The sequence below is a fragment of the Vibrio sp. E150_018 genome, assembly GCF_053544035.1.
In genome coordinates, this window is record NZ_JBHGNY010000007.1 from 17733 (window position 1) to 44431 (window position 26699).

The 26699-nt window shown below is 39.7% G+C and carries 28 protein-coding genes; 14 read left to right on the forward strand and 14 right to left on the reverse strand.

Going from position 1 to position 26699, the window contains the following annotated elements; translation table 11 throughout:
- Nucleotides 1-80: 80 nt before the first annotated feature.
- The 6 genes from ACE3G9_RS08775 to ACE3G9_RS08800 all read right to left on the reverse strand — a co-directional run bounded on the left by ACE3G9_RS08775 (nt 81) and on the right by ACE3G9_RS08800 (nt 3420).
- Nucleotides 81-527 (reverse strand): PTS sugar transporter subunit IIA, encoded by a 447-nt coding sequence (locus ACE3G9_RS08775; RefSeq protein WP_417879858.1) that lies wholly within the window; start codon nt 525-527, stop codon nt 81-83.
- On the reverse strand, nt 524-1780 hold the full coding sequence (locus ACE3G9_RS08780; protein ID WP_417879859.1) for a PTS ascorbate transporter subunit IIC: 1257 nt from the start codon (nt 1778-1780) through the stop codon (nt 524-526). Before ACE3G9_RS08780 ends, ACE3G9_RS08775 begins: the two co-directional genes overlap by 4 nt.
- Nucleotides 1781-1791: 11 nt before the next feature.
- Nucleotides 1792-2061 carry a PTS sugar transporter subunit IIB gene (locus ACE3G9_RS08785; protein WP_237293988.1) on the reverse strand — a complete coding sequence of 90 codons (270 nt, stop codon included), beginning with the start codon at nt 2059-2061 and terminating at the stop codon, nt 1792-1794.
- A gap of 213 nt (nt 2062-2274) precedes the next feature.
- Nucleotides 2275-2760 (reverse strand): hypothetical protein, encoded by a 486-nt coding sequence (locus ACE3G9_RS08790; protein WP_417879951.1) that lies wholly within the window; start codon nt 2758-2760, stop codon nt 2275-2277.
- Nucleotides 2761-2903: 143 nt separating this feature from the next.
- A complete protein-coding gene (locus ACE3G9_RS08795; protein ID WP_417879860.1) occupies nt 2904-3173 on the reverse strand; it encodes a Txe/YoeB family addiction module toxin in 270 nt (89 codons plus the stop codon).
- On the reverse strand, nt 3166-3420 hold the full coding sequence (locus ACE3G9_RS08800; RefSeq protein ID WP_449218939.1) for a type II toxin-antitoxin system Phd/YefM family antitoxin: 255 nt from the start codon (nt 3418-3420) through the stop codon (nt 3166-3168). The genes ACE3G9_RS08795 and ACE3G9_RS08800 overlap by 8 nt, the downstream gene beginning before the upstream one ends.
- A gap of 199 nt (nt 3421-3619) precedes the next feature.
- On the opposite strand from ACE3G9_RS08800, the gene add reads away from it, so the two are divergent.
- Nucleotides 3620-4768: an adenosine deaminase gene (gene add, locus ACE3G9_RS08805; protein WP_417879862.1), complete on the forward strand. Its 1149-nt coding sequence runs from the start codon at nt 3620-3622 to the stop codon at nt 4766-4768.
- 1179 nt (nt 4769-5947) lie between these two features.
- Here the strand turns inward: add and ACE3G9_RS08810 are convergent.
- From ACE3G9_RS08810 to ACE3G9_RS08835, 6 genes are read right to left on the reverse strand one after another with little or no spacing between them, the layout of a single operon-like run.
- Nucleotides 5948-7690 (reverse strand): BatD family protein, encoded by a 1743-nt coding sequence (locus ACE3G9_RS08810; protein ID WP_449218940.1) that lies wholly within the window; start codon nt 7688-7690, stop codon nt 5948-5950.
- Between the two features lie 20 nt (nt 7691-7710).
- Nucleotides 7711-9699 (reverse strand): vWA domain-containing protein, encoded by a 1989-nt coding sequence (locus ACE3G9_RS08815; RefSeq protein ID WP_449218941.1) that lies wholly within the window; start codon nt 9697-9699, stop codon nt 7711-7713.
- A complete protein-coding gene (locus ACE3G9_RS08820; protein ID WP_449218942.1) occupies nt 9692-10654 on the reverse strand; it encodes a vWA domain-containing protein in 963 nt (320 codons plus the stop codon). The genes ACE3G9_RS08815 and ACE3G9_RS08820 overlap by 8 nt, the downstream gene beginning before the upstream one ends.
- Nucleotides 10647-11378 carry a DUF4381 domain-containing protein gene (locus tag ACE3G9_RS08825; RefSeq protein ID WP_449218943.1) on the reverse strand — a complete coding sequence of 244 codons (732 nt, stop codon included), beginning with the start codon at nt 11376-11378 and terminating at the stop codon, nt 10647-10649. Before ACE3G9_RS08825 ends, ACE3G9_RS08820 begins: the two co-directional genes overlap by 8 nt.
- Nucleotides 11371-12351 carry a DUF58 domain-containing protein gene (locus ACE3G9_RS08830; protein ID WP_417879952.1) on the reverse strand — a complete coding sequence of 327 codons (981 nt, stop codon included), beginning with the start codon at nt 12349-12351 and terminating at the stop codon, nt 11371-11373. Before ACE3G9_RS08830 ends, ACE3G9_RS08825 begins: the two co-directional genes overlap by 8 nt.
- Nucleotides 12351-13307, reverse strand: coding sequence for an AAA family ATPase (locus tag ACE3G9_RS08835; protein WP_449218944.1), 957 nt, complete (start codon nt 13305-13307; stop codon nt 12351-12353). The genes ACE3G9_RS08830 and ACE3G9_RS08835 overlap by 1 nt, the downstream gene beginning before the upstream one ends.
- 405 nt (nt 13308-13712) lie before the next feature.
- Here ACE3G9_RS08835 and ACE3G9_RS08840 point away from each other — a divergent pair, with 405 nt between their 5' ends.
- Both ACE3G9_RS08840 and ACE3G9_RS08845 read left to right on the forward strand, forming a co-directional pair.
- Entirely contained in the window at nt 13713-13916 is a 204-nt protein-coding gene (locus tag ACE3G9_RS08840; protein WP_449218945.1) for a restriction endonuclease subunit S, read from the forward strand.
- Nucleotides 13917-14004: 88 nt separating this feature from the next.
- A complete protein-coding gene (locus ACE3G9_RS08845; RefSeq protein ID WP_027695672.1) occupies nt 14005-14220 on the forward strand; it encodes a DUF3820 family protein in 216 nt (71 codons plus the stop codon).
- Between the two features lie 125 nt (nt 14221-14345).
- On the opposite strand, the gene ACE3G9_RS08850 is transcribed toward ACE3G9_RS08845, so the two are convergent.
- Nucleotides 14346-15065: a DUF3581 domain-containing protein gene (locus tag ACE3G9_RS08850; RefSeq protein ID WP_417879869.1), complete on the reverse strand. Its 720-nt coding sequence runs from the start codon at nt 15063-15065 to the stop codon at nt 14346-14348.
- A 118-nt stretch (nt 15066-15183) separates the two neighbouring features.
- A complete protein-coding gene (locus tag ACE3G9_RS08855) occupies nt 15184-15489 on the reverse strand; it encodes a hypothetical protein (protein ID WP_449218946.1) in 306 nt (101 codons plus the stop codon).
- 331 nt (nt 15490-15820) lie between these two features.
- Here ACE3G9_RS08855 and thrS point away from each other — a divergent pair, with 331 nt between their 5' ends.
- From thrS to tssJ, 11 genes are all read left to right on the forward strand, one after another.
- Nucleotides 15821-17746 carry a threonine--tRNA ligase gene (thrS, locus tag ACE3G9_RS08860; RefSeq protein WP_449218947.1) on the forward strand — a complete coding sequence of 642 codons (1926 nt, stop codon included), beginning with the start codon at nt 15821-15823 and terminating at the stop codon, nt 17744-17746.
- Between the two features lie 3 nt (nt 17747-17749).
- Nucleotides 17750-18301: a translation initiation factor IF-3 gene (gene infC, locus ACE3G9_RS08865; RefSeq protein WP_089124061.1), complete on the forward strand. Its 552-nt coding sequence runs from the start codon at nt 17750-17752 to the stop codon at nt 18299-18301.
- Between the two features lie 173 nt (nt 18302-18474).
- The gene (gene rpmI / locus ACE3G9_RS08870) at nt 18475-18669 is read left to right on the forward strand and encodes a 50S ribosomal protein L35 (RefSeq protein ID WP_027695677.1); all 195 of its coding nucleotides are present in this window, start codon (nt 18475-18477) and stop codon (nt 18667-18669) included.
- A 36-nt stretch (nt 18670-18705) separates the two neighbouring features.
- Nucleotides 18706-19059 (forward strand): 50S ribosomal protein L20, encoded by a 354-nt coding sequence (gene rplT / locus ACE3G9_RS08875; protein WP_027695678.1) that lies wholly within the window; start codon nt 18706-18708, stop codon nt 19057-19059.
- 555 nt (nt 19060-19614) lie between these two features.
- Complete coding sequence (gene tssB / locus ACE3G9_RS08880; RefSeq protein ID WP_449218948.1) at nt 19615-20118, forward strand: type VI secretion system contractile sheath small subunit; 504 nt, start codon at nt 19615-19617, stop codon at nt 20116-20118.
- 34 nt (nt 20119-20152) lie between these two features.
- Nucleotides 20153-21628: a type VI secretion system contractile sheath large subunit gene (tssC, locus tag ACE3G9_RS08885; protein WP_449218949.1), complete on the forward strand. Its 1476-nt coding sequence runs from the start codon at nt 20153-20155 to the stop codon at nt 21626-21628.
- A 2-nt stretch (nt 21629-21630) separates the two neighbouring features.
- Nucleotides 21631-22068: a type VI secretion system baseplate subunit TssE gene (gene tssE, locus ACE3G9_RS08890; RefSeq protein ID WP_449218950.1), complete on the forward strand. Its 438-nt coding sequence runs from the start codon at nt 21631-21633 to the stop codon at nt 22066-22068.
- A gap of 2 nt (nt 22069-22070) precedes the next feature.
- A complete protein-coding gene (gene tssF / locus ACE3G9_RS08895; RefSeq protein ID WP_449218951.1) occupies nt 22071-23843 on the forward strand; it encodes a type VI secretion system baseplate subunit TssF in 1773 nt (590 codons plus the stop codon).
- Nucleotides 23807-24805, forward strand: a complete 999-nt coding sequence (tssG, locus tag ACE3G9_RS08900; protein ID WP_449218952.1) for a type VI secretion system baseplate subunit TssG — start codon at nt 23807-23809, stop codon at nt 24803-24805. Before tssF ends, tssG begins: the two co-directional genes overlap by 37 nt.
- A gap of 1 nt (nt 24806) precedes the next feature.
- Nucleotides 24807-26225 (forward strand): type VI secretion system-associated FHA domain protein TagH, encoded by a 1419-nt coding sequence (gene tagH / locus ACE3G9_RS08905; RefSeq protein WP_449218953.1) that lies wholly within the window; start codon nt 24807-24809, stop codon nt 26223-26225.
- A 2-nt stretch (nt 26226-26227) separates the two neighbouring features.
- Nucleotides 26228-26698, forward strand: a complete 471-nt coding sequence (tssJ, locus tag ACE3G9_RS08910; RefSeq protein ID WP_144388359.1) for a type VI secretion system lipoprotein TssJ — start codon at nt 26228-26230, stop codon at nt 26696-26698.
- Nucleotide 26699: the final 1 nt, after the last annotated feature.

The following is a 26699-nucleotide window of genomic DNA, read 5'->3' on the forward strand; positions in this document are numbered from 1 at the left end:
GTTTTTGCTACTACTGCTTAATTATGCTCTTTGAGGAAGTAAAGTATTCTTAATATATGGAAAGACTTTTCAACCTAGCATTAGTATTTTTTCAAGATCTCTGTAATTTCCTCTACCGTATTAGCTGAAATGATTGCGTCAATGTCATTATCATTTTGAAACAGCTCTGACAGTGCCATTATCGTTTGTATGTGGCTATCGGAATCCATTGCGGCAAGTGTCACGGCAAAATAAACCATTCCATTGTCCTCGGATTCAAAATCAGCACCATTTTTAAATACGGTTACCTGAAGAGATGCTTTATTAACACCATCTTCTGGCCTAGCATGTGGCATCGCAATTTTCGGGGCCAATACATAATAAGCACCAATTTCCTTATGCTTTTGCTTAATCGCCTCTAGGTATGTTGCTTCAATACTTCCTTGCTCAAGAAGCTTGCGACAAGTGATATCAAGAGCAGCATTGACACTCAGATTTTCTTCATTTGAGATAACGATATTATCGCCAATTAAACTTAATAAGCTCATGACACAATCCACCCAAGAATTAAACCAACAACACCAAAGTCAAAATCTGCAAAAGTAGTGGCTTCTAGGCCGATGTTTCCTAATACAGGGAGTAGAAGCATTGGTAAGAAAGAAATACATAATCCTTGTGTAAAGGAACCTAAAATCGCACCTCGTAAACCGCCTGTTGCATTACCATATACTCCGGCAGCACCACCAACAAAGAAGTGAGGAACCACACCTGCCACAATAATTGTCCAATCAAACATGCCTTGTATACCCATAGCGACAATGCCGGCTGCAAATGATGATAAAAAACCAATTAATACAGCATTAGGTGCCATTGGGAATACCATTGGGCAGTCTAGTGCAGGTTTTGCACCAGGAACTAACTTGTCAGAGATCCCTTTAAATGCAGGAACAATTTCCGCAATCAACATCTTCACGCCTTGCAGAACAATGTATACACCACCAGCAAAAGTAAGTGATTGAATAAAAGTAAATACTACCCAGTTTTGACCGCCAGATACGGTTTCAACAAAATCCCCACCGGCAAAAAGAGAGGCAAACAAGAAGAAAATAGCCATTGTTACGGCTACTGCAACTGGAGTGTCACGTAAGAACATCAAGCTCTTTGGTACATTCATGTCCTCAGTCGTTCTAGAAGTATCACCAAATTTACTACCAATAAAGCCAGATATTAAGTAAGAGAAAGTAGAGAAGTGCCCGATTGCTAGTTGGTCGGTTCCCATTACTTTTTCTGTATATTTTTGAGCAAGTGCCGGCATGATCACCATCAGTGAACCAACAAGAATTGAACCTATGGCTACCAACAATGTTCCAGTGATACCAGCGGTAGATAAAATCACCGCAACTAGCATAGACATAAACATAGTATGGTGACCCGTTAAGAAAATATATTTTAACGGTGTGAATCTAGCGAGGAGAATATTGACGATGAAAGAGAAAAACATGATCAATGCCATCTCATACCCAAAAGCTTCTTGTGCTATAGCAACAATAGCTTCGTTATTGGGAATGACACCACTGACACCAAATGCTTCTGTAAATACGATTGAAAAGTTATTTAAAGCGCCAACTAATGCTCCGGCACCAAACCCTAAAATCAGGAAGCCCATTACGGTTTTTATTGTACCCTTAAGAACTGTTGAAACATCAGCCTTCTGAGCAACCAAACCAATAAAAGCAATTAAACCGACCATGATTGCTGGCTCTTTTAATAAGCCCAGCATAAATTCAAAAAAGTTTTCCATTATATTCCCCCTCAGATGAATGCTTTTAATTGCTCTTCAATTGATTCTTTATCAAAGATATTTGAAAGGCTTACAACGTTCTCTTTACCCATTTCTTTTAATTGAGTTGCAATATCTGTTGCTGCTACCCAAATATCGGCTTTAGTGGATGTCGCTGAGGATAAATCTTCGTGTTCTACTTCTGCTGAAAAGCCAATTTTATTAACCACTTCTTTTACTGCCATCTCCATCATTAATGAAGTACCAAGACCATTTCCGCATACAACCATAATCTTTTTCATAATTATTATCTCTTATAGGGTTTATTGTGTTGATGGGAGGATGTTAGCGAAATTGTCTCGAATCAATATAGATCTCCCTCACAAAGTCAAAATGACCTTGTGAATCAGATCACGCAATTTAAGGCTAAATTAGTATGACATTCGAAATGAATAACTTAACGTGACATTGATCAACGTTATAGATTGGGGGGAATCATAAACACGGGGAGGGATTTACTTACCATAGTCGGTAAGCATTTTCTTAAGAAGGGAGTTTACGTCTTTAGTTTTTTTATTTCTTTTTGTTAAGGCACTAAGTGATGTAGGGAGTTCTAATTCTGCATTGGTGTTACTGTCTTCTGCTGCTCGTTCTCGCAGCTTTTGAACCGCAGCAAGTATTAGTCTAATTTCAGTGCCATTATTATCTTCTAGCACCACAATATTACCTGAATCAACTTGCTTTACCGTTAATAGGCCATGCTTTTGTGATTCATATTGCTTACCAACCATAGAGGATTGTGCAGGCACAGAGCGGTCGATGATTTGCCCATTGCGAAGTTTTGCTGCTGTTGTGGATCTAATATTGCCCGTATTTTCAAAGGCTATAATGACGGTATGAGTATTGTAATATTCAACCACCACCACAGGACCATGCTTTTTGGTTTCAAAAATAGAACCAATCTGCATATCTTTGGGTGCTTCCATTTTTTTCACAAACATCATTCAATACCGTATACAACGTGAAAACTATCATTTATATAATTATTATACGCACAAATTACATTGCAAAGCATTTTAAACACGATTAAGGATATATAAACGAAAAGCACGATCCACACTTTTTGATTATGATACAGCCAAACCTAGTAGTGATAGCGACACGAAATTATCGTAATAGATTGAGCGTCTACGGCATAAACAAGTCTGTTTGTATCATCAATGCGGCGAGACCAAAAACCAGATAAGTTCTCTTTCAACGGTTCAGGTTTACCTATGCCCTCAAATGGAGAGCGCTTTACATCATTAATGAGTTTATTTATGCGCTTTAGTGTTTTTTTGTCCTGGTGTTGCCAGTATACGTAATCACCCCAAGCTTCATCAGTCCACGATAATAAACGCTGCTGACTAGTCATCAATTAACTCTCGTTCAGTTGGTTTTCCAGAACGATACTGCTCGATTGAGCGGTTTAGATGCTCTGCGTTTTTAGGGGAACGAAGTAAGTGGACGGTTTCCATTAGGCTATTGTAATAGTCTAGAGACATAACCACAGCATCTTCAGAATCTCTGCGAGTAATTACGGTAGTGTCGGCATCATTAACGACACCATCTAAAACGGTTTTGAGGCTATTTCTAGCTTCAGTAAACGATACGATTTTCATAATAATCTCCACATGTACATTTAATGGAACAAGTATAGCGTTGAGCGATTAACCTGTACAGTTAGTAGAGCAGGTTAGCAGTGCGACCTAGCGAAAACGTTTGCTGTGTTTCAGTACGTAATTTTTAATACTCTACTGTTGCATTAATAAAATGGAACGGTAAGGTGCCATAAATAGATTAATCAATAGAGATAAAATCATGACCGCTACGCTTCCTAAAGTAATTTTGCATGAACATATTGAAGGTTCTGTAACGCCTGAAATGGCTTTGATCTTAGCTAAAAAACATGAGGTGTCATTACCTGATGATTTTCTCTATGCCGATGGTGCTTATGATAAAGCGGAGTTTCCGAATGGTCGTTATCAATACGATGAAACTGACTTTGGTGAATTCGTAAAAGCGTATGATGTTGTGGCCGATCTCGTTCGTGATGCCGATGATTACTACCTGATCATGAAAGACTACCTGAGCCGTAATGCGCAACAGGGGATGATCTACTGTGAAATGATCACATCTGCCTTCCACTTATGTTGTGAAGAAGATGCTCATGGCGCGGTGTCGTTGAATGCGAATAAATACCACGAATTTATGGATGGCATTGAGCGTGCGATTAATGAAGTAAAAGATGAATATGGCACAGAAACGCGTCTGCAAGGCTGTGGTGTGCGCCACTTAAGCCTAGAGCATCTGAATTTAAGTGTAGATTTTATCGCGAACAACTCGCGTGAAATTGTCACAGGTTTCAATATTGCCGGTAACGAAATGGCGGGTGAATTTGAAGATTTCATCTACGTTCATGATTTGGTGGATAATATCCCATTACCTAAGTCTTATCATGCGGGTGAAATTCGTGGCCCTGAAAGTATGCGTGATGCTTTAAAGTTTGGTGCAAAACGTATTGGTCATGGTATTGCAGCCATTAAAGATGACGCTTTGATTGAGCAATTGATTGCAGAAAACATTACCTTAGAAGTGGCTCCAACCAGTAACCGAATTCTAGTCACGGAGTTTGAACAAAAGCTCGATAATCACCCTTTACGTTGCTTATATGAAAAGGGCGTGCGTTTGTCGATTAATACTGATGATGCGGGCTTATTTGGTACCGATGTCGCTAAGGAATACCACATTGCAGAAACGGTATTTGGATTTAATCGTATCGAATTATTGGATGTTACGTTATGTGCTCTAGAAGCTGCTTTTGTTGCGGATGATGTGAAGCAAGGTTTAATCGATAAGACCTACCAAGCGTTTACTGCGCAAGATTGGCATGATTTGGAAGTCCATGCGGCAGGTTTAACGGATGGCGCTTTGAAAACTCGCTTACAAAGCCGTTTATATCATAAGTAATTCTACGCCACTTATAATATAAAATCGTAATAAAAATCCACGGAGAATAATAAATTCTTCTTCCATAAAGGCAGCGATCACTTCACATTGGTCAGCTGCCTTTTATAAATATTTATTTCCCAAAATCAGTTAATGATCCAAAGTGTTAGCTCCTCTCAAGCTCGTCATTCCGGAAACGAGGGATGAGTTATCCGGGATCTCTCACACCAATGAAAGTTACGTAAGCAAGACCCCGCATCTTCTTCGCCTAGGCTCATGTGCGGGGTGACAGCTGGGGAATAAGCATATTTGCTCCAAAAGGATTTGGCGTAATAAACCTCATCCCCGCTTCCCCTTATATCAACTTCTGTTGCCAAGTGGATTAATTTATCAAAGGGAAGAGCTGGTCTTTGTCGCTTGTAGTTGCAATATCGACTCAATATTCACCGCACATTATGAGAGCGTCATTCCAGCCGAGCCTAAGCGAGAGCAGGAATCTACTTATCACGCGCTGAATAGTTACAGTGTTTTTTTACGCTAATACCATTACACAACAAGCGATCACAAATAACTCCCTCTTTACCAATGGAAAATATTTGGTATAAAGATTTACAGCCAAGGGAGGGCGGGGGAGGGTTGATGTGAATGACTTATTTATGCCCCAAAGTGAGCTAATATTGACCAATATTACATCTCACCAACGTGTCAATTGACTTAATTTTTCTCATACCAGTACTGCTGAACTCGAAAATGTGTATATATATGGGTTTCCTGATAGGCAGCAGCAGAATCTCTACCAATTTCAGTTGATGTTGCTTGATTTATGCAGGGTTAGTAGGACGTCACTTCCTCAAATGCAAAACTATTTTAGTCTTCCCTTTGTCAGTGATGAGAAGTCCTATCCAAAATATTAAAACTACAGCAGCACTGTAAATCGGAATTGTCCAACGTTGAGTTATCCATCTCTCTAGCTCAATTTTATGTTTAAAAGCCAGATCCCGCATCTTCTTCGCTTAGGCTCATGTGCGGGATGACTGGGCCGGAGTAATTCATTTATGTCCAAACCCAGTCCCAACTTTTAGCATCTACCAGCAAAAATCATATTACCTCTCAACCCCAACCTATCGCTTCACAACAAAAACACCCCATTGATCAAATATCAATGGGGTGTTTCGTTTCCGGCTTTGGCTATCTTTTTACCTACAGCTTAGCGATCTCATCTTGTTTGTTATTTAGCTTTTTCTTGCTTTGTTTTTCTGCTTGCTTGATTAATTTTAGCAAGGTTTGAGTGTCGTAATCTTGCTGTTGAGGGCCGTATAAGCTTGCCATCAATGCGTTGATTTCTGACTGGATACTGTGTTTGAGATCGGCGGCTACATTTGAATGTTGAGCTTGCCATTGAGCAAAAGCACTTTGAATTTTTGCACCGTCTTTGGATTTAACCGCATCAATAAAGCTATTTGGTTGTGCTTTACTTGGCGTGATTTCCTCAGTTGGTAGTTGAGGTTGTTTGCGCTTTTGCTGCACGAATAATACTAGTGTTATTAACCATAAAGCGGCAAATAGAGCAGTCGTGTATGGCCAAAAACTTGCCTTAGTACTATTAATTGCCGGTGCGGCTTTAGGTTCAGCGGCGTTATCACTTTCGGTAGTGTTAGTTGTACTTTCAGGCTGCACGTTTAACGCTTGCGATGGTTGTGGCGCATTCTCATCTACTTTCGCTTTTAGAGTGATTCCATTTACCTTGGCGGTTTCTGCTTGGTTGGCTTTTGAGTTCCACCAAGGCACGCTTACGGAAGGTAGTGCGATATCACCGGATTTTTTCGGCATGATGACTTGCTTTAGTGTCATGACAGTATTGCCGGATTCATCTTGGCCAAATTTTGGTTTTTCGCTGTAAACACGTACTGAATTTGGGTAGTCAATTTTAAGTTCAGGCAAACTTTCTGCGCTCACATCTTGGACGGCTAGGGCGAGAATTCGGGTAATCGGTTGACCAACTGTGGTATCTATAGCGGTAGATGAATCTAGCATGTTACCTTCACTGTCTTGCCAGCCTTGTTGCAAGGTTAGTGATTGAGTAGGCAGCCATGCGCCTTGGTATGAAGAAGGTTTCTCCTTCACCGTTATGGTGATAGGCTTTGGTTGCACATCGACTGGCACAATGCGACGGATGCCGGTTGTGCGGTTGATACTAATCACAGAGGCTTGTAGGCGAGTAGGGATAAGCTGATGCGTTCCAGATTGTTCGGCGGTTACACGATACTCTTGTTCTACAACCGTCGTTTCAATGCCATTAATGATTTTTTGATATTGGTTAGGCTGGCCGATCGGCTTGATGCTTAAGCCATCACCTGAAGGTGGCGTGAGCTTAGTGTTTTGCAAACCACGGGGGTCGGTCTTCACCAATAATCGAGAAGTGAAAGTCGCCATCTCTTTTGGGTATAAAGTGGTTTTTGAAATGCTGTCATCAAAGCTAATTAGGTCGCTTTGTTTTGGCGTGCTTGGATCGTTGCTGACATGCAAGGTAATGGGATCGGTTTTAACGCCATTGATTTCAAAACTCGGAATGATAACGTTACCAGATTTATTGGTCGCCAGACTGATGTTCCATTCACTTCTTAATGTGACTTTGCCATTGACACTGTAACGCGATGAACCAAATTGTACCGCTCCTTGAGTGAAGTCTTTATCTAGTGCGCTTGGGTCGAAATCTTCTCGGTGAGCTGCGCCCATATACGCCACTTGTAGATTAAATACTTCATTGGTGCTTAAACGGGTTTGTGAGACGGAAGCGGTCGCCTGTATATCATTGGCAAATGCACTATGACTTATCGCAAGTGACATTAAAACAGCGCTTAATAGGGCGAATTGTTTATGGCAAGCACGCTTTAGTTTTGAGGCGCTTAACTGAGACAATAGTTGAGAAAAGATTGAATACATTGTGTTTTCCATTCGTCGATTTACCATTGCTGACCGTTAGATTCTGGTTGCGGATTTTGCTGGGCTTCAAGCGCCATTTGAGCTTGTAGTAAGCGTCTTGCATCATCAGGGATCTGTTCTAGTTTATTGAGTTTTGGATCAACCGCGACCGTGTTACCTGCTGGGTTGTTGTTATCTTGCTGACTCGCAGCCATCGCTTGTTGTTTTTGTTGATCTTCTTTTTGTTTTGATTGCTCTGCTTGTTGTTGGGCTTGAGCCTGCTGCTGTTTAGACTTTTCTTCGCTGTTCTGCTGAGAGTTATGTTGCTGATCTTTATTATCTTGCTCTTGCTCTTGCTCATTTTGCTCAGATTGATTCTGATTTTGTTGAGAATCTTGCTTTTGCTTTTGCTTTTGAGCAGATTTGTTTTGGTTGTTTTGCGATTGTGAGTCTTGTGACTGATTCTTTTGAGATTGGTCACTTTGAGACGAGTTATCTTGAGCGTTATTTCCCTTCGAGTCTTGGCTTTGTTGATCTTTAGACTGCTGTTCTTGCGAGTCTTTGTCGTTCTTTTGCTGATCGTCTTGTTTGTTATTTTTATTGTCTTGGTTTTGTTGTTGGTTGTTCTGCTGCTTTTGTTGCTGCAAAGCTTTATTGACGATCTCTAAATTCTTTTTCGCATCCGCATGATTTGGATTGATTTTTAAGATGTCTTTATAACCTTGTTTAGCTTGTTCTAACTGGTCTGCTTGGGCTTGTGCATTGGCTAAGTTGTAGCGAGAGTCTTCATCCTTTAAGCCTTGTAGAGATTGAATCGCCGCTTGGTAATTGCCTGCCTGATATTGAGCCGCGCCTTGCCATGCACGGTTTTCAAATTGCGTGGCGGCTTTTGCATAATCTTTGGCTTGATAAGATTGGTAACCTTGCTGGTCGGGTGTTTTAAATGCTGATGTAATGTCAAAACTAGATTCAAGCGTCGTCTTTGGTTGGGCTTCTTGTGCCGCGAAAGCATCTTGAGGTTGCAGCAAGGGTAGGCTGACTAAAAGTGCTAGGCTGAAAATTCCACCACGGCGAAACGAACCAAGAGCAAAAATAAGCAAGATAGGTAATAGCCAAAAACCATTATTAATATGTACTTCCAATTCTGGCGATCCTTTATTTTGTTTACTGGTGTTTAATTCCACATGATTGAGGGCTTGGGCAAGCGTTTGAATATCGACATCATCAGTGCGAAGCGCGGTATAAACACCATGTCCCGTTTGGGCTAATGATTGCAGTGCGTTGAGATCGGCTTTCGCAACCACGGTGACACCATCATGAGTAAACATATCACCACTTGGTAGGCGAATCGGTGCGCCTTGTGCTGTGCCAACTGACATTACAGATAAATTCCAATTCGTACCTTTAAGTTGGGTCGCGATGTTGTCTGATTCCGCAGAACTTAACCCATCGGCAACTAAAATAATGTCACCTTGCTGGTGGCCAGCTTGAGTCAACATATCAATGGCTTTTTTCACGCCAGCACCCGCATTACTGCCATGAGTCGGCATGATATCGGGAGATAAGTTTGGAATTAAGTTTTTCAGCGTGTTGGCATCATGGGTTAATGGGCTAATCATATAACCATCGGCCGAGTAGGCGACGAGCCCGGTGGTGCCTTCTTTCAATGCTGGTAGTAAATCCATGACTTTGTAGCGAGCTTGGGTTAAACGATTTGGAGCCAGATCGGTGGCGTACATAGATAAAGTCATGTCCATCACTATCACTCGTGCATTATTTACACCAAAACTTGGAACCTGCTGTTTCTGAAAGCTTGGCCCTGCTAGAGCGATGATGGCAATCAGCCAAGCAGAGAGTAATACTCCAATTACTGAGCTGTGTGTTTTGGTTTGGTCTAACCCTAATTGTTGACTTAGGTGGTTAGCAATTAAGCTGGTAGTTTTCGGTTTTCGATACAACCATACGCTAAGTAATAGGGCAGGAATGATCGCATATAACCAAGTAGGATTAAGAAGTTGGAAATTAGACATGTCGTCTCCTTAATACGGCAAGGATAAATGACAAAATCAACGCTAAAGCGAGTGGATAAGTAAACCATTCAGTTTGTGGACGCCATGTTTGAGTCGCATTGCTGACCGGTTGTAATTGGTTAATGGTGTCGTAAATTTCGTTCAATTCTTTTTGATCTCTAGCGCGGAAATATTTTCCGCCAGTCATTTGTGCAATTTGAGTGAGTGTTTTTTCATCCAAGTCTTGAGCGGTATTTACGGTACGGCTACCAAAGAAGCTATCTATTTGTAATTCACCTGCACCCACGCCAACGGTATAAATAATGGCGTGATTTTCTTTGGCGATATGAGCCGCTTCAATTGGATCAATGACGCCCGCGGTATTACTACCATCACTGAGTAGTACGATAACGCGTTGCTCAGCCTTACTTTTGATAAAGGTTTTAGTGGCAATACCTAAGCCTTCACCAATCGCAGTTTGAGTCCCTATCATATTTAATTGGGCACGGTTTAATTGCTGCAAAACAGTGGTGCGATCAAGCGTCAGTGGGGTTTGTAAATAAGCGTGATCAGCAAATAACACTAATCCTAAACGGTCGCCTTTTCTCTTGGTAATGAAATCGGTTAATACTTGTTTTACCGCGCTTAAACGGTCGATATAGCCTGAAGGTGAATTCATGTCTTCTTGTGCCATAGAACCGGATAAGTCGACGACTAACATCATATCGCGATGCTTCGGTTGGAATTCGACAGGTTTGCCATACCATATTGGTCTTGCCGCAGCGGTGACTAATAATAACCAGATAATGATAGCGAGAACTTTAAGTCCAATATGTTGTTTTTGTTGGACATTATCTTCTGTTGGTAAGGTAGGTAAAATAATGGCAGCCCTAGGTTTATGAGCTGGAGCAAACCAATAAACAATCAAAGGCAGTGGTAAGGCGAGAAACACCCACACCCAATGAAACTCAAACATCGTCTTTGGAACCTTTATCTGTTGGGTTTTGAACTTTGGACTCAAGTTCGTTGAGAACTCGTTCTTTTTCAATTAATGACTTTGGAGCTTGTCGTACTTTTGGTGATGGGTTGGCCGGGCGAGCCGCTGAAACCATACCATCATTCAGAGCATTGGCCGATTGCTTAAATGCTTGTTGAGCGGCTTTGATTTTCTTTTTGCTTGGCGGTAGTGATTGGGTGATCCATTCCTCTACTTGTTGGTAAAGTTGGTTTGCAAGATCTTGTGAAACATCTTGTTTTTCATATAAAGCAGTCTGCCAGTTTTTCTGGTTGGATTGGAAGTTGTTTTTATTCGATGGATGTTGTTCATCTAAAAATGTGTACCAACGTTCACCATGTAAGCTGGCAAGCATCGGTCTTGGATAATAAGAGAAGCAGACTTGGCGAAGTAGGTCATTGGCTGTGGCGACTTTTTTCTGGCCTTGCTGTTTACTACTGTTTTGCGCCAGTAACCGCAGGGCAGCCTTTTTCGCTAAACGGCGTTTTTTATAACGAGAGGCAATAATTAGCGCAATGATGATCGCCAGAATAATGATGGCCGCACAAGCCCACCATCCCCAAGCAATAGGCCACAAACCGGGTTCTGTTGGTAAATGTAACGGTGCTAAAGAAAGCGTTTGAGAGCCTGACTCAGACAACGCCGGTTGAGCTTGTGATACCGCGGATAATGGAGCGTTATTCATTGATATTTCCTGAATTTGGTGCGGATGATGAAGGTGCACCTAGTTGAGATAATAAAGGTTCTGAGCATGATAAAGAACGCATCGGAATAGCGAGGCTTTTACAGATTTTCTCTATTTGATTGAGATGTTCAATATAGCGGTTTTTTAGTTGTGTTCGGGTATTTTTTTGCCCAAAGTTCAACCAGCGAGTTTGTTCACCATTACTGACATATTCACTGCCACGAAAATCAGTATTCCCCATTTCTAGAGGATCGAATATATGGATAAACTGCAAGCGATTATGTTGTCTGAGTTGATTCAGTAGTGGTTTTCCGTCTAAATTTAAGCGTTTAAAATCACTAATGAAAACGATATCGCTGCCTTTCGGACACATACGGTGCAGGGTTTGAAGTACTTGTTGGAATGGTAATTCTTTAGTTGGTGTTGTATTGGTTTTTTGCTGGGCTTGTAGCTGTTTAATTGACTCATTATTAAGCTCAACTAATTGATGACTAATATGTAATGCACCTTGTTGACGCGCGGTCGGTTTTAGCTCAATCAAACGGTCTCCCATATCAATCACGGCGCCAATGCGATCTTTTTGCTCTACTGCGAGCCAGCTTAATAAACTGGCGAGATGCGCACATTGAACCGTTTTAAATAACAATTGTGAGCCAAAACGCATGCTTGCACTGAGATCTAAATATAAGATCACGGGCTGTTCACGCTCTTCAGTAAACAGTTTGGTATGCGCTTTTCCGGTACGCGCAGTGACTCGCCAATCAATAGATCGAATATCATCGCCCGCTTGATATTGACGAACTTCTGAGAAATTCATACCACGACCTTTCTGGCTACTAGTATGACTGCCGTTCAGTTGTGACCATAGGCTTTTACTTGGCGGCTGCCAATGCACGGTATGGCTTTTGTAGTACAGCAATTCTTTTAAGCTTAATTCTACGCCCGTGGCAAAAGGGGGTAACTTTTGCTCCATCATGCACTGCCAACCTGTGCCAGTAATTCTGCGATCACGCGGTTAGAAGTTATGCCTTCTGCTTGTGCTTGATAGCTAAGTAATAAACGATGACGTAGAACAGGGAAGGCCATTGCTTGAACATCTTCAGGGCTAACAAAATCGCGACCTGCCAACCAAGCATGCGCACGAGCACAACGATCAAGTGCGATAGTGGCGCGAGGGCTCACTCCCATTTGTAGCCATTCTGCTAACAGTGGGTTGTATTGTGATGGCTGACGCGTGGCCATGATCAAACGAATAATGTATTGCTCAACATTTTCTGCCATGTGGATCGAAAGTGCTGCTTGTCGAGCATCAAAAATGGTTTGTTGAGATAGCTTCACCGGCTGACTGGCAAGCTGGCCTTGAGCTTCACCGCGGTTAAGGCGCAAAATATCTAACTCACTTTCCGCATTTGGGTAGTCTACTTCAAGGTGCAGCAAGAAACGGTCTAACTGCGCTTCAGGAAGAGGGTAAGTGCCTTCTTGTTCAATCGGGTTTTGGGTGGCCATCACTAGGAACAAGTCGGGTAATTTATAAGATTCTCGTCCAACCGTAATTTGCTTTTCTGCCATCGCTTCGAGCATTGCCGCTTGTACCTTAGCTGGTGCACGGTTAATTTCATCGGCTAAGATTAATGAGTTAAATATTGGACCCGCTTGGAAGGTAAATTCTCCGGTTTCAGGGCGGAAGATATCCGTACCCGTTAAGTCAGCTGGTAAAAGATCGGGAGTAAATTGCACGCGGTGAAAGTCACCTTCAATACAATCGGCTAATACTTTAACTGCACGGGTTTTAGCCAGTCCTGGAGGACCTTCCACTAGAATGTGTCCATCGGCGAGTAGTGCCACTAATAATTGTTTAACTAGTTCATTTTGGCCAATCACTTGAGAATTCAAATATTGCTGGAGCTGGGCAAAAGTGTCCGAATGCATGGTCAAAATATCTCCTGATGTGTCTGATTAATACGTTTATGAAATGTCGTCAAATGTGACAATTTGTAACTTGAGTTCTATGACCATGAGAGAGTGAAAAAGTTCTCTCTAATGACAAATTAAAAGTAAGCTATATACCCAAATCACTTTAAGGTGCGAGTTTCAGCAAGAATAAAACAAGCTTTGGGCAAGACAAATTGAATATGATCATAGTCATTCTATTTGTGTTCAATTTAACGAAGTATAAAGGTTTGGATGATATATCTGAATTCTGCACCTTGAAGTCACTTGGGTATAAATAAGGTTCGCTATTGTCATTTCAAGATGGTTTTCTGGCAGTTGTGAGCCAAAATCGTTAGAATTAATGCAATTGATTTTATAAATTGTAACCTTGGGAATTAGATCATGAGTAATGATATTGAAAAAGAGCTAGAGCAAATGTCGGCGGAGATGACAGAAGCTCCAGAAACACCATTACCAAGCATTGAAGAGCAAAAAGCAATTGTTGCAAAACTTAAGCAGCTAGAAGCAGAAGGTAAATTAACTCCTGAAGTTCTTGAAGAGCACTTTGGTAAGTTTAATGATAATGATACGCGTCCAGTGCATTAATCTGCTTTGAGTTAAACGACTGAATAAACGCTGCCTTTTAGTTGCAGGCGTTTTTTTAGTATTTTCATTATCTTAGATGGAACTCACAGTGTTAGAAAAAGAAAACCTGATAAAGCTGGCTCGTATGCCCATGCCATTTGGTAAGTATGCTGGGCGCATGTTGATTGATTTGCCTGAAGAGTATCTGCTGTGGTTTCAAAATAAAGCGGAATTTCCTAAAGGAGAGTTAGGGGATTTATTGAAATTATGCTTAGCGTTAAAAGTGGAAGGGTTAGATAGCCTAGTGAAACCGTTAAAGCGATGAGTTGATATAGATTTTGAGTTTATATCGGTTTGAAATAGTCTTTTAAACATAAAAAAGTGAAGCTCAGAGGGCTTCACTTTTTTTATGTATAGGCTGTAGTAAGGAGTGACTGCTGAGCTGAAAAATTATGAATTATATTCGGCAGTAAAAGCGGCTTTACATGCATTAAAGCGATTGACGAATTCATCAATATCTTCTTGTTGATAGGGCTTCAAGCCACTCGCGATCATTTTTTTCACACCTTTACCAACGACTTCACCATCTTCTTTAAAAGCAAAGTTCAACGTTACTACACCGCGCTTACCTGTGACATCAAACGTCGCACCAGTAAACTCGACTTCTGGATGAGAGAGATCTAAGCGGCAGAACTCAACATCCATGCTTTCGTAGATCACGAGAGGGCGTTGAGTATTAATCATCATCTGTTCTTCTTCCATTAGAGGAACCATGATGTGGGGGAAATTCATACCAGAAAACTGAACGTAGTTTGTGACGACATGTTCAATAAAGTTTTGATTTTGGCTTTTTTCGCCTTCGTGATGCATGAGTAGGTATTCTTTACCATTTTCATCAACTAAAGCACTGTCTTGAGGCCCTTTCTCTTCTATATGTAAAGCAACACCATCAGAGACCATGCCAGAAAAACGGAAGCTCATTTTTTGGCTAATACCTTCCTGTTGCAATAAAACGGCAAATAAAAGGTCACCAGGAACACAGAAACGTTTGCTGTCTTCATCATGAATAGGGTTAAAGTCACCCGCCACTTTTTTAGCAAAATGGCTTGCTTGCTGACGAGTAAATTGGAAAGCGCTATCTTGAGTTGAGAAATAAGGTGTTAGAAACATAATTCACTACTAATAGAAAAAACAGCCGAGATTATATATGACAATCGAACATAATTGGTCAGTCCAGTGAAAATAAATTGCTTTTCTTTTGCATGTTATAAGGTTAGTAGATTAAAGCTTAACCAGAAGAGCGCTCAATAGGGTAGATATTGCAGTAAAGCTCTTTCTCAAATTGACTTTCAAGTGCTGAGCGCCAGTGCTTGCAATCATTGACTGGGATGAGATAAAAATTTTCACGTGCCGTATCTGTGACGAAGGCAATACCATATCGCATCAGCTCGTAATGAGTATCGTGCACGAACCCAAGGTTAAAGCCCTGACGCCCTGTCAGTTGGTTAATATCACGTCGAGTTAACGTGACGCCTTGTGTCTCATTGATAAATTTATCCTTTAACCACGAGGCAAAATCTTTAGCGCTGACCATAGTGTAATTCCTCACAGCTTTTCTTGAATATGGACTCCACGGCAAATGTGTATCGTTGCGGATAGATCATAAGTTTGTAAAGGTAATATCAAATAACAGGCCTACACCTTAACTTTAGCCAATGGATATTATTTTGCGTTGTAATCTTTCAATTCCAGTGAATTTCTTTAGAATACTTACTTTCATATTTGGAAAAGTTTGAATTAGTACTAAAACTTGTACCAAATCTTTGAAAACAATTTACTCTCTTCTTATAACCTACTGATTATGTAGGTTAAATTTAAACTCATGTGCTACTTGGTATGTGGCACCACTGGAAATAGGATATATCATGCCTGTAATTACTCTTCCTGATGGCAGTACTCGCCAATTCGACAACGCTGTTTCAACTATGGATGTTGCTTTATCAATCGGTCCTGGTCTTGCGAAAGCAACCATCGCAGGCCGTGTTGATGGTAACCGTGTTGACGCGTGTGACCTTATTGAAAATGATGCGAGCTTAGAAATCATCACTGCTAAAGATGAAGATGGCTTAGAAATCATTCGCCACTCATGTGCTCACTTGCTTGGTCATGCGATTAAGCAACTTTTCCCTGAAGCTAAAATGGCGATTGGTCCAACGATCGATAAAGGCTTCTACTATGACATCGATCTTGAGCATTCTTTAACGCAAGAAGATTTAGACGCGATTGAAAAGCGTATGAAAGAACTTGCGAAAACCAAATATCAAGTCATCAAGAAGAACGTTAGTTGGCAAGAAGCGCGTGATACGTTTGAATCACGTGGTGAAAGTTACAAAATCGAAATTTTAGATGAGAATGTGGCACGTGACGATCGTCCGGGTCTCTATCATCATGAAGAATATATTGACATGTGTCGTGGTCCACACGTACCAAATATGAGCTTCTGCCAACATTTCACTCTATTGAATGTAGCGGGCGCATACTGGCGTGGTAACAGCGACAATAAAATGCTGCAACGTATCTACGGCACAGCATTTGCTGATAAAAAACAACTAAAAGAGCACCTTGTTCGTTTAGAAGAAGCAGCGAAACGTGACCATCGTAAAATTGGTAAACACTTAGATTTATTCCACATGCAACAAGAAGCACCAGGTATGGTGTTCTGGCATCATAATGGCTGGTCTATTTTCCGTGAACTGGAAGTGTTTATACGTGAGAAATTGACAGAATACGACTACCAAGAAGTAAAAGGTCCACTAATGATGGACCGCGTGCTTTGGGAACGCTCTGGTCATTGGGATAAGTACGCTGATGCGATGTTCACGACTTCTTCTGAAAACCGTGAATATGCAATTAAGCCAATGAACTGCCCAGGTCACGTGCAAATCTTTAACCAAGGTTTGAAATCATACCGTGATCTGCCACTACGTATGGCTGAGTTTGGTTCATGTCACCGTAATGAGCCATCAGGTGCTTTACACGGCATTATGCGTGTTCGTGGTTTTACTCAAGATGATGCGCATATTTTCTGTACAGAAGATCAAATTCAAGACGAAGTGAAGCAATGCATTAAGATGGTTTATGATGTATATAACACGTTCGGTTTTGAAAATATCGTTGTGAAACTGTCAACTCGTCCTGAACAGCGTGTAGGTAGTGATGAAATTTGGGATAAATCAGAAAGCGATCTAAAACTGGCATTGGAATCGATGGATATTTCATACGAAATCCAAGAAGGTGAGGGGGCGTTCTATGGACCTAAGATTGAATTCACATTATACGACTGTCTAGATCGTGCATGGCAATGTGGTACGGTTCAGCTTGATTTCAACTTACCAGGCCGTTTAGGTGCAACTTATGTTGGTGAAAATAACGAACGTTTAGTTCCAGTGATGATTCACCGTGCAATTTTAGGTTCACTAGAGCGCTTCATCGGTATTTTAATCGAAGAATATGCCGGTTTCTTCCCTACTTGGTTAGCGCCGGAACAAGCTGTTATTACCGGAATCACAGATAAACAAGCCGATTATGTGCAACAAGTTGCACAAAAATTGCAAAAATCTGGCTTTAAAGTAAAAGCGGACTTGAGAAATGAGAAGATTGGCTTTAAAATCCGCGAACATACTTTAAAGCGTGTGCCTTACATGATCGTTTGTGGCGACCAAGAAATGGAAGCTGGCGAAATTGCAGTACGTACACGTAAAGGTAAGGACCTCGGTAAATTCAAAGTTGAAGATTTCATTTCTTATCTTCAAGCCGATGTTTCAAGCCGTAAGCTCAATCTGGAGGAATAACCTATTAAAGGCGGAAGAAAAGGCCAACAACCGGCCAAGCAAAACCAGCATCGTTTAAACGATGAAATTCGAGGCGTTAAAGAAGTACGCTTAACAGGTGCAGACGGCGAAGCCGTAGGTGTTGTTTCAATCAATGAAGCTATGGAAGCGGCTCTTGAAGCTGGTATGGACCTGGTAGAAATCAGTCCAAACGCTGAACCACCTGTCTGTCGTGTTATGGACTATGGTAAATTCCTCTTTGAGAAGAGCAAAGCTGCTAAAGAGCAGAAGAAGAAGCAAAAGCAGATCCAGATTAAGGAAATTAAATTCCGTCCTGGGACTGATATCGGAGACTATCAGGTAAAACTACGCAACCTGACTGGTTTCCTTGAAGACGGCAACAAAGTGAAAGTAACTATTCGCTTCCGTGGCCGTGAAATGGCGCATCAAGAAATTGGCGTTGACGTTCTAAACCGTTTGAAAGCCGACACTGAAGAGTTAGCAGTGGTTGAATCTTTCCCAACGCGTATAGAAGGTCGTCAAATGATCATGATGCTAGCCCCTAAAAAGAAGTAATTAACGGCCTTACAAGTAATACAACCTCGTCATTCGCTGTTATGCAGTGATTGATGAGGTTTTATTCGCCCTAATTACATAATATTAACCGATATGTTTATTAACACTGCGTCTTAAAAGCTATTTACTTAGCACGTAGAACGATTAATACATACAATGCGGAGTTATTCATCATGCCTAAGATGAAAACAAACCGAGGCGCTGCGAAGCGTTTCAAAAAAACTGGTGGCGGCTTTAAATTCAAGCACGCAACTAAACGTCACATCCTGACTAAACGTACTACTAAAAACAAGCGTCAGCTTCGTCCAAATGCCATCCTTCCAAAATGTGAAGTAGCAGGTGTTGTTCGTATGCTTCCATACGCTTAATTTTTTAGTTTAATCAAATAGTTTAGGAGAAGCATAATGCCTCGCGTAAAACGTGGTGTACAAGCTCGTGCACGTCATAAGAAAGTTCTAAAGCAAGCTAAAGGTTACTACGGAGCACGTTCACGTGTTTACCGCGTAGCTTTCCAAGCAGTTACAAAAGCTGGTCAATACGCATACCGTGACCGTCGCAATAAAAAGCGTACGTTCCGTCAACTATGGATCGCTCGTATTAACGCTGCTGCTCGTCAAAATGGTCTATCTTACAGCCGTTTCATCAACGGTCTTAAGAAAGCATCTATCGAGATCGATCGTAAGATCCTTGCTGATATCGCTGTATTCGACAAAGCTGCTTTCGCAGTACTAGTTGAAAAAGCAAAAGCTGCTCTTTAATTAGAACCAGTCTTTAAGATTAAGAAAAAGAGAGCCTAGGCTCTCTTTTTTTATGTCTGATTTTTTAAGGTTACCGACTTCCCATTTATTCTCAATTTTCACCGTTTTACTCACCTGATTCTTCACTTTAAGTTACTTTGGTATTCATCTCTTTGCAACCATACGATTAGAACTAGAAACAATCTGTTTAGGTTCCTTTCTTAAATATTAGTTCCCTATAGTTTGTCATCCCCTTTCGATTTAAACTTAAATAGTTCACGTATTGATGGTTTTTAAACGCATATTTTAAATTAGCAACTATAATTACCCTATTAATGATATGAATATAAATTCAACCCTCTTTATTTTGTAAATTTATTCCTGCCTGTCCTTTAGATATTTTCTTTGCATGTTATTAATTAATATAAATATTTCATTTGTTGCTATTTAATTTTTGATATTAATCTCAAATATTTGTTTTTAACCTTTTTCCTGATTCAAATAATACATAATGATCGCCATTATCTGCTGTCTAGCAGTTTTTAGTTTTAATTTAAAACCATGATTGAGGTTATTATGTCAAAGGAAGGAAGTGTTGCTCCTAAAGAGAGAATTAACATTAAGTATATTCCAGCTACTGGTGATACCCAGTCTGAAATTGAATTGCCATTTAAAATTTTAGTGGTTGGTGACTTTAAAGGGCATGCAGAAGATACTTCAATTGAAGAAAGAAAAGCCATTTCAATTAATAAAGATAATTTTCAATCTGTAATGCGAGAAAATAATCTCAGTATTAATACTTCTGTAGATAATAAATTATCCGCTGATAAAGGTGATGACCTATCAATTAAATTACAGTTTAAATCACTTGAAGATTTTTCCCCAGACTCTGTTGTTTCGCAGGTGCCAGAAGTAAATAAGCTAATTGAATTACGTGAGGCTCTTGTTGCACTAAAAGGTCCTTTAGGAAATATTCCTGCATTCCGTGAACGTATGCAAGAGTTGTTAGGTTCTGAAGAAGACCGTAATCGATTACTTTCCGAGTTAGAGCTTGTTGATAGTTCTAATAAAGACGTTTAATCAATTATATAAAGCTATTAATTAGGGAAAGATTATGTCTACAGTTGAAAAGGTTCTTAATAATACAACATTAGAGCGTAGTAGCTTATTAGATGAAGTGATGGCACAAACTCGTATTACTCCAAATGAAGAAGGCTATGATATTGCCAAAAAAGGTATTGCGGCTTTCATTGAAAATCTTGTGAGTGCGAACCGTACAGAAGAGCCAGTTAATAAGTCATTAGTGGATCAGATGTTGGTTGAGCTTGATAAGAAAATCAGCTCTCAAATGGATGAGATTCTTCATAATGAAACATTTCAACAGATGGAATCATCATGGAAAGGTTTAAAGCTTCTTGTCGACCGAACTGACTTCAGAGAGAACAATAAAATAGATCTTTTGCATGCGACGAAAGAAGAGCTGCTAGAAGATTTTGAATTCTCGCCAGAAACCACTCAGTCTGGATTGTATAAGCATGTTTACTCATCAGGCTATGGTCAGTTTGGCGGAGAACCAACAGGCGCGATAATTGGTAATTTTGCATTTACACCATCAACGCCAGATATGCGCTTATTACAATATATGGCTTCCATTGGCGCCATGTCTCATGCTCCATTCATTTCAAGTGTCGGCCCTGAATTCTTTGGCATTGATTCTTTTGAAGAACTACCAAACTTGAAAGACTTAAAATCAATTTTTGAAAGCCCTAAATATACTAAGTGGCGTTCATTACGTGATTCAGAAGATTCTCGTTATATTGGCCTAACTGCGCCAAGATTTCTATTACGAGTCCCTTATGACCCAACAGAGAACCCGATCAAATCGTTCAATTATAAAGAGAGCGTAACGGCATCTCATAGTCATTATTTATGGGGTAACACCGCTTTTGCTTTTGCTAGCCGTTTAACTGATAGCTTTGCGAAATACCGCTGGTGTCCAAATGTTATTGGGCCTCAAAGTGGTGGTGCGGTTGAAGACTTACCTGTTCACGTCTTTGAATCAATGGGTGCGCTACAAGCTAAGATTCCAACAGAAGTGTTAGTGACGGATCGCAAAGAGTTTGAACTAGCTGAAGAAGGATTCATATCTTTAACGATGAGAAAAGGTAGCGATAATGCGACATTTTTCTCTGCTAATTCAATCCAAAAACCTAAGATTTTCCCAAATACTAAAGAAGGCAAAGAAGCAGAGACTAATTATAAACTAGGTACGCAGTTACCTTATATGATGATTATTAACCGTTTAGCTCACTATATTAAAGTATTACAGCGTGAGCAGATCGGCTCTTGGAAAGAGCGCCAAGATTTAGAGCGTGAATTGAATGGTTGGATCAAGCAGTACATAGCTGACCAAGAAAATCCGCCAGCAGACGTTCGTAGTCGTCGCCCATTACGTGCAGCCAAAATTGAAGTGTCAGATGTTGAAGGGAATCCTGGATGGTATCAGGTTTCTATGTCTGTACGACCTCACTTCAAGTATATGGGAGCAAGCTTTGAGCTATCTCTTGTCGGTCGTCTGGACCAAGCGTAGTAATGGCCTATATAGCACCAGAAGATAGTGCGTTTGGTATCAGTTTCCTTGAGCGTTTGGAAGCTGATGCTAAGCCTTTAAATATTATTCAGGCTCCAAATTTAAGTGAGGTCCTTAATTCTGTCAGAAATAATATTTCAAATATTCTGAATACTAGAATGGGAGATTCTCAGAGTAGTCCACAGTTAGGGTTAATCGATTTTAATGATGCGACGTTAGAAGTTACCGATCTTTCGATGACAATCCGATTAGCAATAAAGAAGTGTTTAGATATATATGAGCCAAGATTAAAGAATATTTCAGTGTATACATCACTTGATAACTTTGATGTTTTTTCTTTACGTTTTCAGATCTTAGCTGAGCTTGACCACCAAGCAATACATAAAAAAGTCAAACTTGATTTAATGCTAGATCATAATAAAAAATACAGAGTGTTTTAATAATGGCACATGATAAATATTTTCGGGAAGAGCTTACTTTTTTAAAAGAGCAAGGAAAAAATTTCACCGATATATATCCTCAATTATCACGTTTTTTACATGCTCAAAATACTGATCCAGATGTTGAGCGATTATTAGAAGGTTTTGCTTTTCTAACGGCGCGCTTACGTGAAAAAGTTGAAGATGACTTTCCTGAATTTACACATTCTATTATTAACATGCTTTGGCCTAATTACTTAAGGCCTATCCCTAGTATGTCTATCGTTAAATTCTGTCCTAAAAAGAATTTAACCGATGGCCAAATTATCTCTGCAGGTACGAGTATTAATAGCCGAGAGGTGAATGGTACGCAATGCCAATTTAAGACTTGTCGTGATTTTACTATTTATCCAATGACGATAGAAAAAGTGCTCCCACATCACACGCGTAAAGCTACGACAATTGAACTTGATTTCCAACTTCAGGGAACGATGAGTTTAGGTGACATTAACTTATCTAGTATTCGGTTTTTTCTAGGCTCGGACCAATATAGTTCGCAGATGATTTACTTATGGCTCAATCACTATATTGATTCCATTACGGTTGAAGCGAAAGGTGTAGAGTTTAATATACCTTTAGAGTCGTTGAGTTCAGTGGGTTTTTCTGATGATGATGGGCTACTCCCGTATCCAAAGAATGCTTATTCAGGCTACCGGATATTACAAGAGTACTTAACATTTCAAGATGCTTTTTATTTCTTTGATTTGAACGGCTTAGACAAAGCATTACCTAAAAATATTGTAGATGGCTTCAAGCTGAAAATCGCTTTTTCAAAAACCTTACCTGCTGATGTTCGAGTAACGAATGATCATTTTCAATTGTATTGTTCACCGGTTATTAACCTGTTCGATCACGATTCAGATCCTATTGATTTAACTGGCAAATCTACAGAGTACAAAATCACGCCATCTAGTCGCCTTACTTCTCATTATGAAGTGTTTAGTGTCAATGAAGTTTATGGCTGGTTGGAAACGAAAGAAGAAGCCCAAGGAAGAATCAGAGGGCAACGAAGAAAGTATTCAGCTTTTGAAAGTTTTCAGCATGAAATTGAACGAACGAATCATCGCTCTGCAAATTACTACCGAGTAAGAGTCAGGGACAGTCTTAGCAATGATGGCTTTGATAATTGGCTGTCTTTTGTTCGCAGCGATGAGCAGCAAGTTATTCAATGCAATGAAACAGTATCAATAAAGCTGACTTGTACCAATAGATTATTGCCGATTGAGTTAAGCATCGGGGATATTGATCAAGCTACGGATACATCACCAATATTTGCGTCTTTTGAGAACATCACAATTCCTACACAGACATTAAGGCCCGTGCTTGATGGGAGCTTACTTTGGACATTGATTTCAAATTTATCACTTAATTATTTATCTCTATTATCGAAAGATGCGCTATGCAGTATTTTCAGAGCGTATGACTTTAAAGCTTTAGTCGATAGACAAGCAGAAAAGATAAGTCAGAAGCGTTTGGATGGAATTGAAAAAATTGAATCTCATCCTATTGATAAAATTATACGTGGTCGATCAGTTAGAGGTTTAGAGTCAGTGCTGTACCTTAATCAAAGTGCATTTTCTTCTGAAGGTGAATTGTATTTATTTGGAACCGTACTCAGTCGATTTTTTGCTTTATATGCAAGTATTAATTCTTTTCATCAATTAACAGTAATTAATACGAACAATAATGAGAAATATACATGGAATTTACAGGTAGGGATGCAACCACTGATTTAGAAAAATTAGAGGTGCATCGATTATCAGAATCTGTGCATGACTTTAGTTTTTATCAATTAATTGAGTTGGTTCATTTATTTGAAGGGAGTATACCCGAAAAAAGTGATTGGGAAAGGGAGTGTCGACTCTCTTTTTCTGGTAATCCTAGTTTAGGCTTTTCTCCTTCAGATATTACTAAATTAACCTATTTTCCTGATGGCAAGTTGAGTTTAGAGACTAACTTTCTTGGTTTGTCTGGCGGATCATCACCACTTCCCGGTTATATATTGGAACAACTTGTTAATGAGGAACCTGGTGGACTTCGTAGACCATTTTTTGATTTTTTTAATAATAGAATTGTAAATTTATCTTATCGGATTTGGCGAAAATATCGATATCACGTACGTTTTAGACCAGGTGCAGAAGATGATTTTTCATCTCAAGTTTTTGCTTTAATAGGGCTATTTGATGTGTCTTTACGAGGAGATACACCAATTAACTGGAGTAAGATGCTTTCTTATTCTGGATTATTAGCAAGTCGAAGCCGGTCACCTCAAGTTGTTGAGGGAATTATTGCACATTGCTTTGATTTATCGAAAGTTGAAATCAAAGAGTGGAATATTCGTGACGTCAGAATTTCGCAAGAGCAAAGGGGATTTTTAGGAAAGCAAAATATGACCTTAGGGGTAGATACCGTATTAGGTTGCTTTATTGAAGATGCTAGTGGGAAGTTTACGATTTGTATTTCTCATTTAACCAAAGAGAAATTTTCTGAGTTTTTGCCATCAGGAGAGAATTTTGAACCATTAAGAAAGCTTATTGAATTCATAGTTCGAGATCAGCTTGCTTATGATATTGAGCTGGTTATGGATGACGAAGCATTAAAAACGATTAATAGCTCATCAGGTATGTTTTTGGGATGGACCTCTTTCTTAGGTGAGAATAATAGAAATGGCAGCGTGTTAATTCAAGGAAGGCAATAAAATGGCTTTAGGAAGTAACAAATTATTTTTAACCATTTCTAATGTGAAAATATTACAGCCAGGTTTGAATCCTAGCCATATCTTTGATGCTGACGGTGGCATTGTTGGATCGAATGATCGCTCTGTTTGGACGTTATATGATGATGAAAATAATATTTATGAAAATCATTTTGAAATTTTCCATACCGATAACGCTTACTGCGTAAGAGACTTATGTGGGCAGACCTATATTAATGATTCAGATATGCCATTAGGTTCCGATAATGAAGCCAAATTACAACATAAAGACGTGTTAAAGGTTGGATATTATTATATTCGAGTTAAGTTAATGGAAGATGATGAATTATCGGATAGCCATTCATTGGAAGAGTTTATAAATAAAAGTAGAAATATATTATTAGATGATGAAGTGTCCATGGATATTAGACCAAATTCCGAGGAATTAAAATGTGATGATGAGAAATTTCTAGACCCTATTAAAGAGCTAGATAGAGAAAAGAATATCAGTAACGAATCTGATGATCATATTGGTAATGACTTAGAAGTTTTAATTAATAAAAATGAAACTAAAAAAGAATCCGACCTTACACCTCAAGCGGATAGTGAGTTTGAACTGACGTCCTCAATGAGATTGAAAAGAATATTGGGATTTGTTCGAAAGAAAAAAATGGACTTGAATTCAGAAAATCATATTAACGGAAATAGTGACCCTATTTTAGATAACCCGAAAAATATTGAGAGCTTTAATATGGATGAGAATAACCTAGAAATTTTAGAGCAAGAATTAGCTCAAACTTCTATGCAGGATAAAAGCGCCGAGGTGAGTAGCCATTTGGTAATGGGACCATTGTTAAGTGGGTTAGAACTTCAAGTAGGTAATAGTTCTGGAATAGAAGATGTCCATAAATTGGGAGAAGAGCTTGGTGAAAGTCTAAAAGCGTGTATTCAAGGGATCTTGAATATTCATAGCGAAGTAGAAAATGGACGTTTTGGTGTGATTAACCGCAACTTACAGCCTATTGAGGATAACCCATTAAGGCTTGGTCTTAACTATACCGAGACGATGAGAACTCTCTTCGATAATAAGAAAAGCATGGTGCACTTATCTCCTCCTGCCGCGATTGAGGAAAGTCTTAACAATATTCGCAATCACAATCAAGCCATGCAAGAAGCAACATCAGAAGCGTTGCAGCATATTTTAATGGCCTTTTCTCCAGAAGTATTACTTAAACGTTTTAATAGTTATAAGCGTACAGGGGATACGGATACTAATGCTCCCGAGTCTTGGGCATGGAATATGTATCAGAATTATTTTTCAGAGTTAACCTCAAACCGTCAGCGAGGCTTTGATAAGTTATTCTGGGAAATATTTGAACAGTCTTATGATCGCCGGATCCGAGAGATGCAACTGGAGAAATAAGCATGAAGTTTATTCTTTCCGCACTCATCATGTTGGCATTTTTATCGGGATGTAGTTCTGATCCAAAACCAGAGCCAGAGCCGACAAAAATCACTATTAGCATGTTTGCAGATCATGGCGTAAACCCAAACGTAGAAGGGGTTGCATCTCCTGTTGAGATACAACTCTTCGAGCTTGTTGATGATTCCATGTTGTTATCGACCGATTATCATCAAATTCGAGATGACTTTAAAAAAGCGCTCAAAAGCAATTTTGTAAAAAGCTATGACTACGCTTTAACGCCCGGACAATTTAAATTTATAAGTGATTTTGAAATTAGTGATGAGACTAATTATATCGGCGTGGTTGTCCATTTTTCAGACCCCGATAATAGTGAATGGAAAAAAACAGTAAAAATTATAAATAAAGATCATTTATATCATTTACTGGTTTATTTCCGCGACTACGAAGTCATCTTAGAAAAGGTAGAGTAAT

Coding starts and splice junctions, on each gene's coding strand:
- tssG (WP_449218952.1), top strand. CDS start 23,807: ATGGAATTTACAGGTAGGGATGCAACCACTGATTTAGAAAAATTAGAG.
- ACE3G9_RS08855 (WP_449218946.1), bottom strand. CDS start 15,489: ATGGTCAGCGCTAAAGATTTTGCCTCGTGGTTAAAGGATAAATTTATC.
- ACE3G9_RS08795 (WP_417879860.1), bottom strand. CDS start 3,173: ATGACTAGTCAGCAGCGTTTATTATCGTGGACTGATGAAGCTTGGGGT.
- ACE3G9_RS08775 (WP_417879858.1), bottom strand. CDS start 527: ATGAGCTTATTAAGTTTAATTGGCGATAATATCGTTATCTCAAATGAA.
- ACE3G9_RS08800 (WP_449218939.1), bottom strand. CDS start 3,420: ATGAAAATCGTATCGTTTACTGAAGCTAGAAATAGCCTCAAAACCGTT.
- ACE3G9_RS08780 (WP_417879859.1), bottom strand. CDS start 1,780: ATGGAAAACTTTTTTGAATTTATGCTGGGCTTATTAAAAGAGCCAGCA.
- ACE3G9_RS08790 (WP_417879951.1), bottom strand. CDS start 2,760: ATGTTTGTGAAAAAAATGGAAGCACCCAAAGATATGCAGATTGGTTCT.
- ACE3G9_RS08825 (WP_449218943.1), bottom strand. CDS start 11,378: ATGAATAACGCTCCATTATCCGCGGTATCACAAGCTCAACCGGCGTTG.
- tssE (WP_449218950.1), top strand. CDS start 21,631: ATGGCCTATATAGCACCAGAAGATAGTGCGTTTGGTATCAGTTTCCTT.
- tssF (WP_449218951.1), top strand. CDS start 22,071: ATGGCACATGATAAATATTTTCGGGAAGAGCTTACTTTTTTAAAAGAG.
- ACE3G9_RS08850 (WP_417879869.1), bottom strand. CDS start 15,065: ATGTTTCTAACACCTTATTTCTCAACTCAAGATAGCGCTTTCCAATTT.
- tagH (WP_449218953.1), top strand. CDS start 24,807: ATGGCTTTAGGAAGTAACAAATTATTTTTAACCATTTCTAATGTGAAA.
- rplT (WP_027695678.1), top strand. CDS start 18,706: ATGCCTCGCGTAAAACGTGGTGTACAAGCTCGTGCACGTCATAAGAAA.
- ACE3G9_RS08840 (WP_449218945.1), top strand. CDS start 13,713: ATGAGTAATGATATTGAAAAAGAGCTAGAGCAAATGTCGGCGGAGATG.
- ACE3G9_RS08785 (WP_237293988.1), bottom strand. CDS start 2,061: ATGAAAAAGATTATGGTTGTATGCGGAAATGGTCTTGGTACTTCATTA.
- ACE3G9_RS08810 (WP_449218940.1), bottom strand. CDS start 7,690: ATGTATTCAATCTTTTCTCAACTATTGTCTCAGTTAAGCGCCTCAAAA.
- thrS (WP_449218947.1), top strand. CDS start 15,821: ATGCCTGTAATTACTCTTCCTGATGGCAGTACTCGCCAATTCGACAAC.
- rpmI (WP_027695677.1), top strand. CDS start 18,475: ATGCCTAAGATGAAAACAAACCGAGGCGCTGCGAAGCGTTTCAAAAAA.
- ACE3G9_RS08820 (WP_449218942.1), bottom strand. CDS start 10,654: ATGTTTGAGTTTCATTGGGTGTGGGTGTTTCTCGCCTTACCACTGCCT.
- add (WP_417879862.1), top strand. CDS start 3,620: ATGACCGCTACGCTTCCTAAAGTAATTTTGCATGAACATATTGAAGGT.
- ACE3G9_RS08815 (WP_449218941.1), bottom strand. CDS start 9,699: ATGTCTAATTTCCAACTTCTTAATCCTACTTGGTTATATGCGATCATT.
- tssC (WP_449218949.1), top strand. CDS start 20,153: ATGTCTACAGTTGAAAAGGTTCTTAATAATACAACATTAGAGCGTAGT.
- ACE3G9_RS08835 (WP_449218944.1), bottom strand. CDS start 13,307: ATGCATTCGGACACTTTTGCCCAGCTCCAGCAATATTTGAATTCTCAA.
- ACE3G9_RS08830 (WP_417879952.1), bottom strand. CDS start 12,351: ATGGAGCAAAAGTTACCCCCTTTTGCCACGGGCGTAGAATTAAGCTTA.
- tssJ (WP_144388359.1), top strand. CDS start 26,228: ATGAAGTTTATTCTTTCCGCACTCATCATGTTGGCATTTTTATCGGGA.
- tssB (WP_449218948.1), top strand. CDS start 19,615: ATGTCAAAGGAAGGAAGTGTTGCTCCTAAAGAGAGAATTAACATTAAG.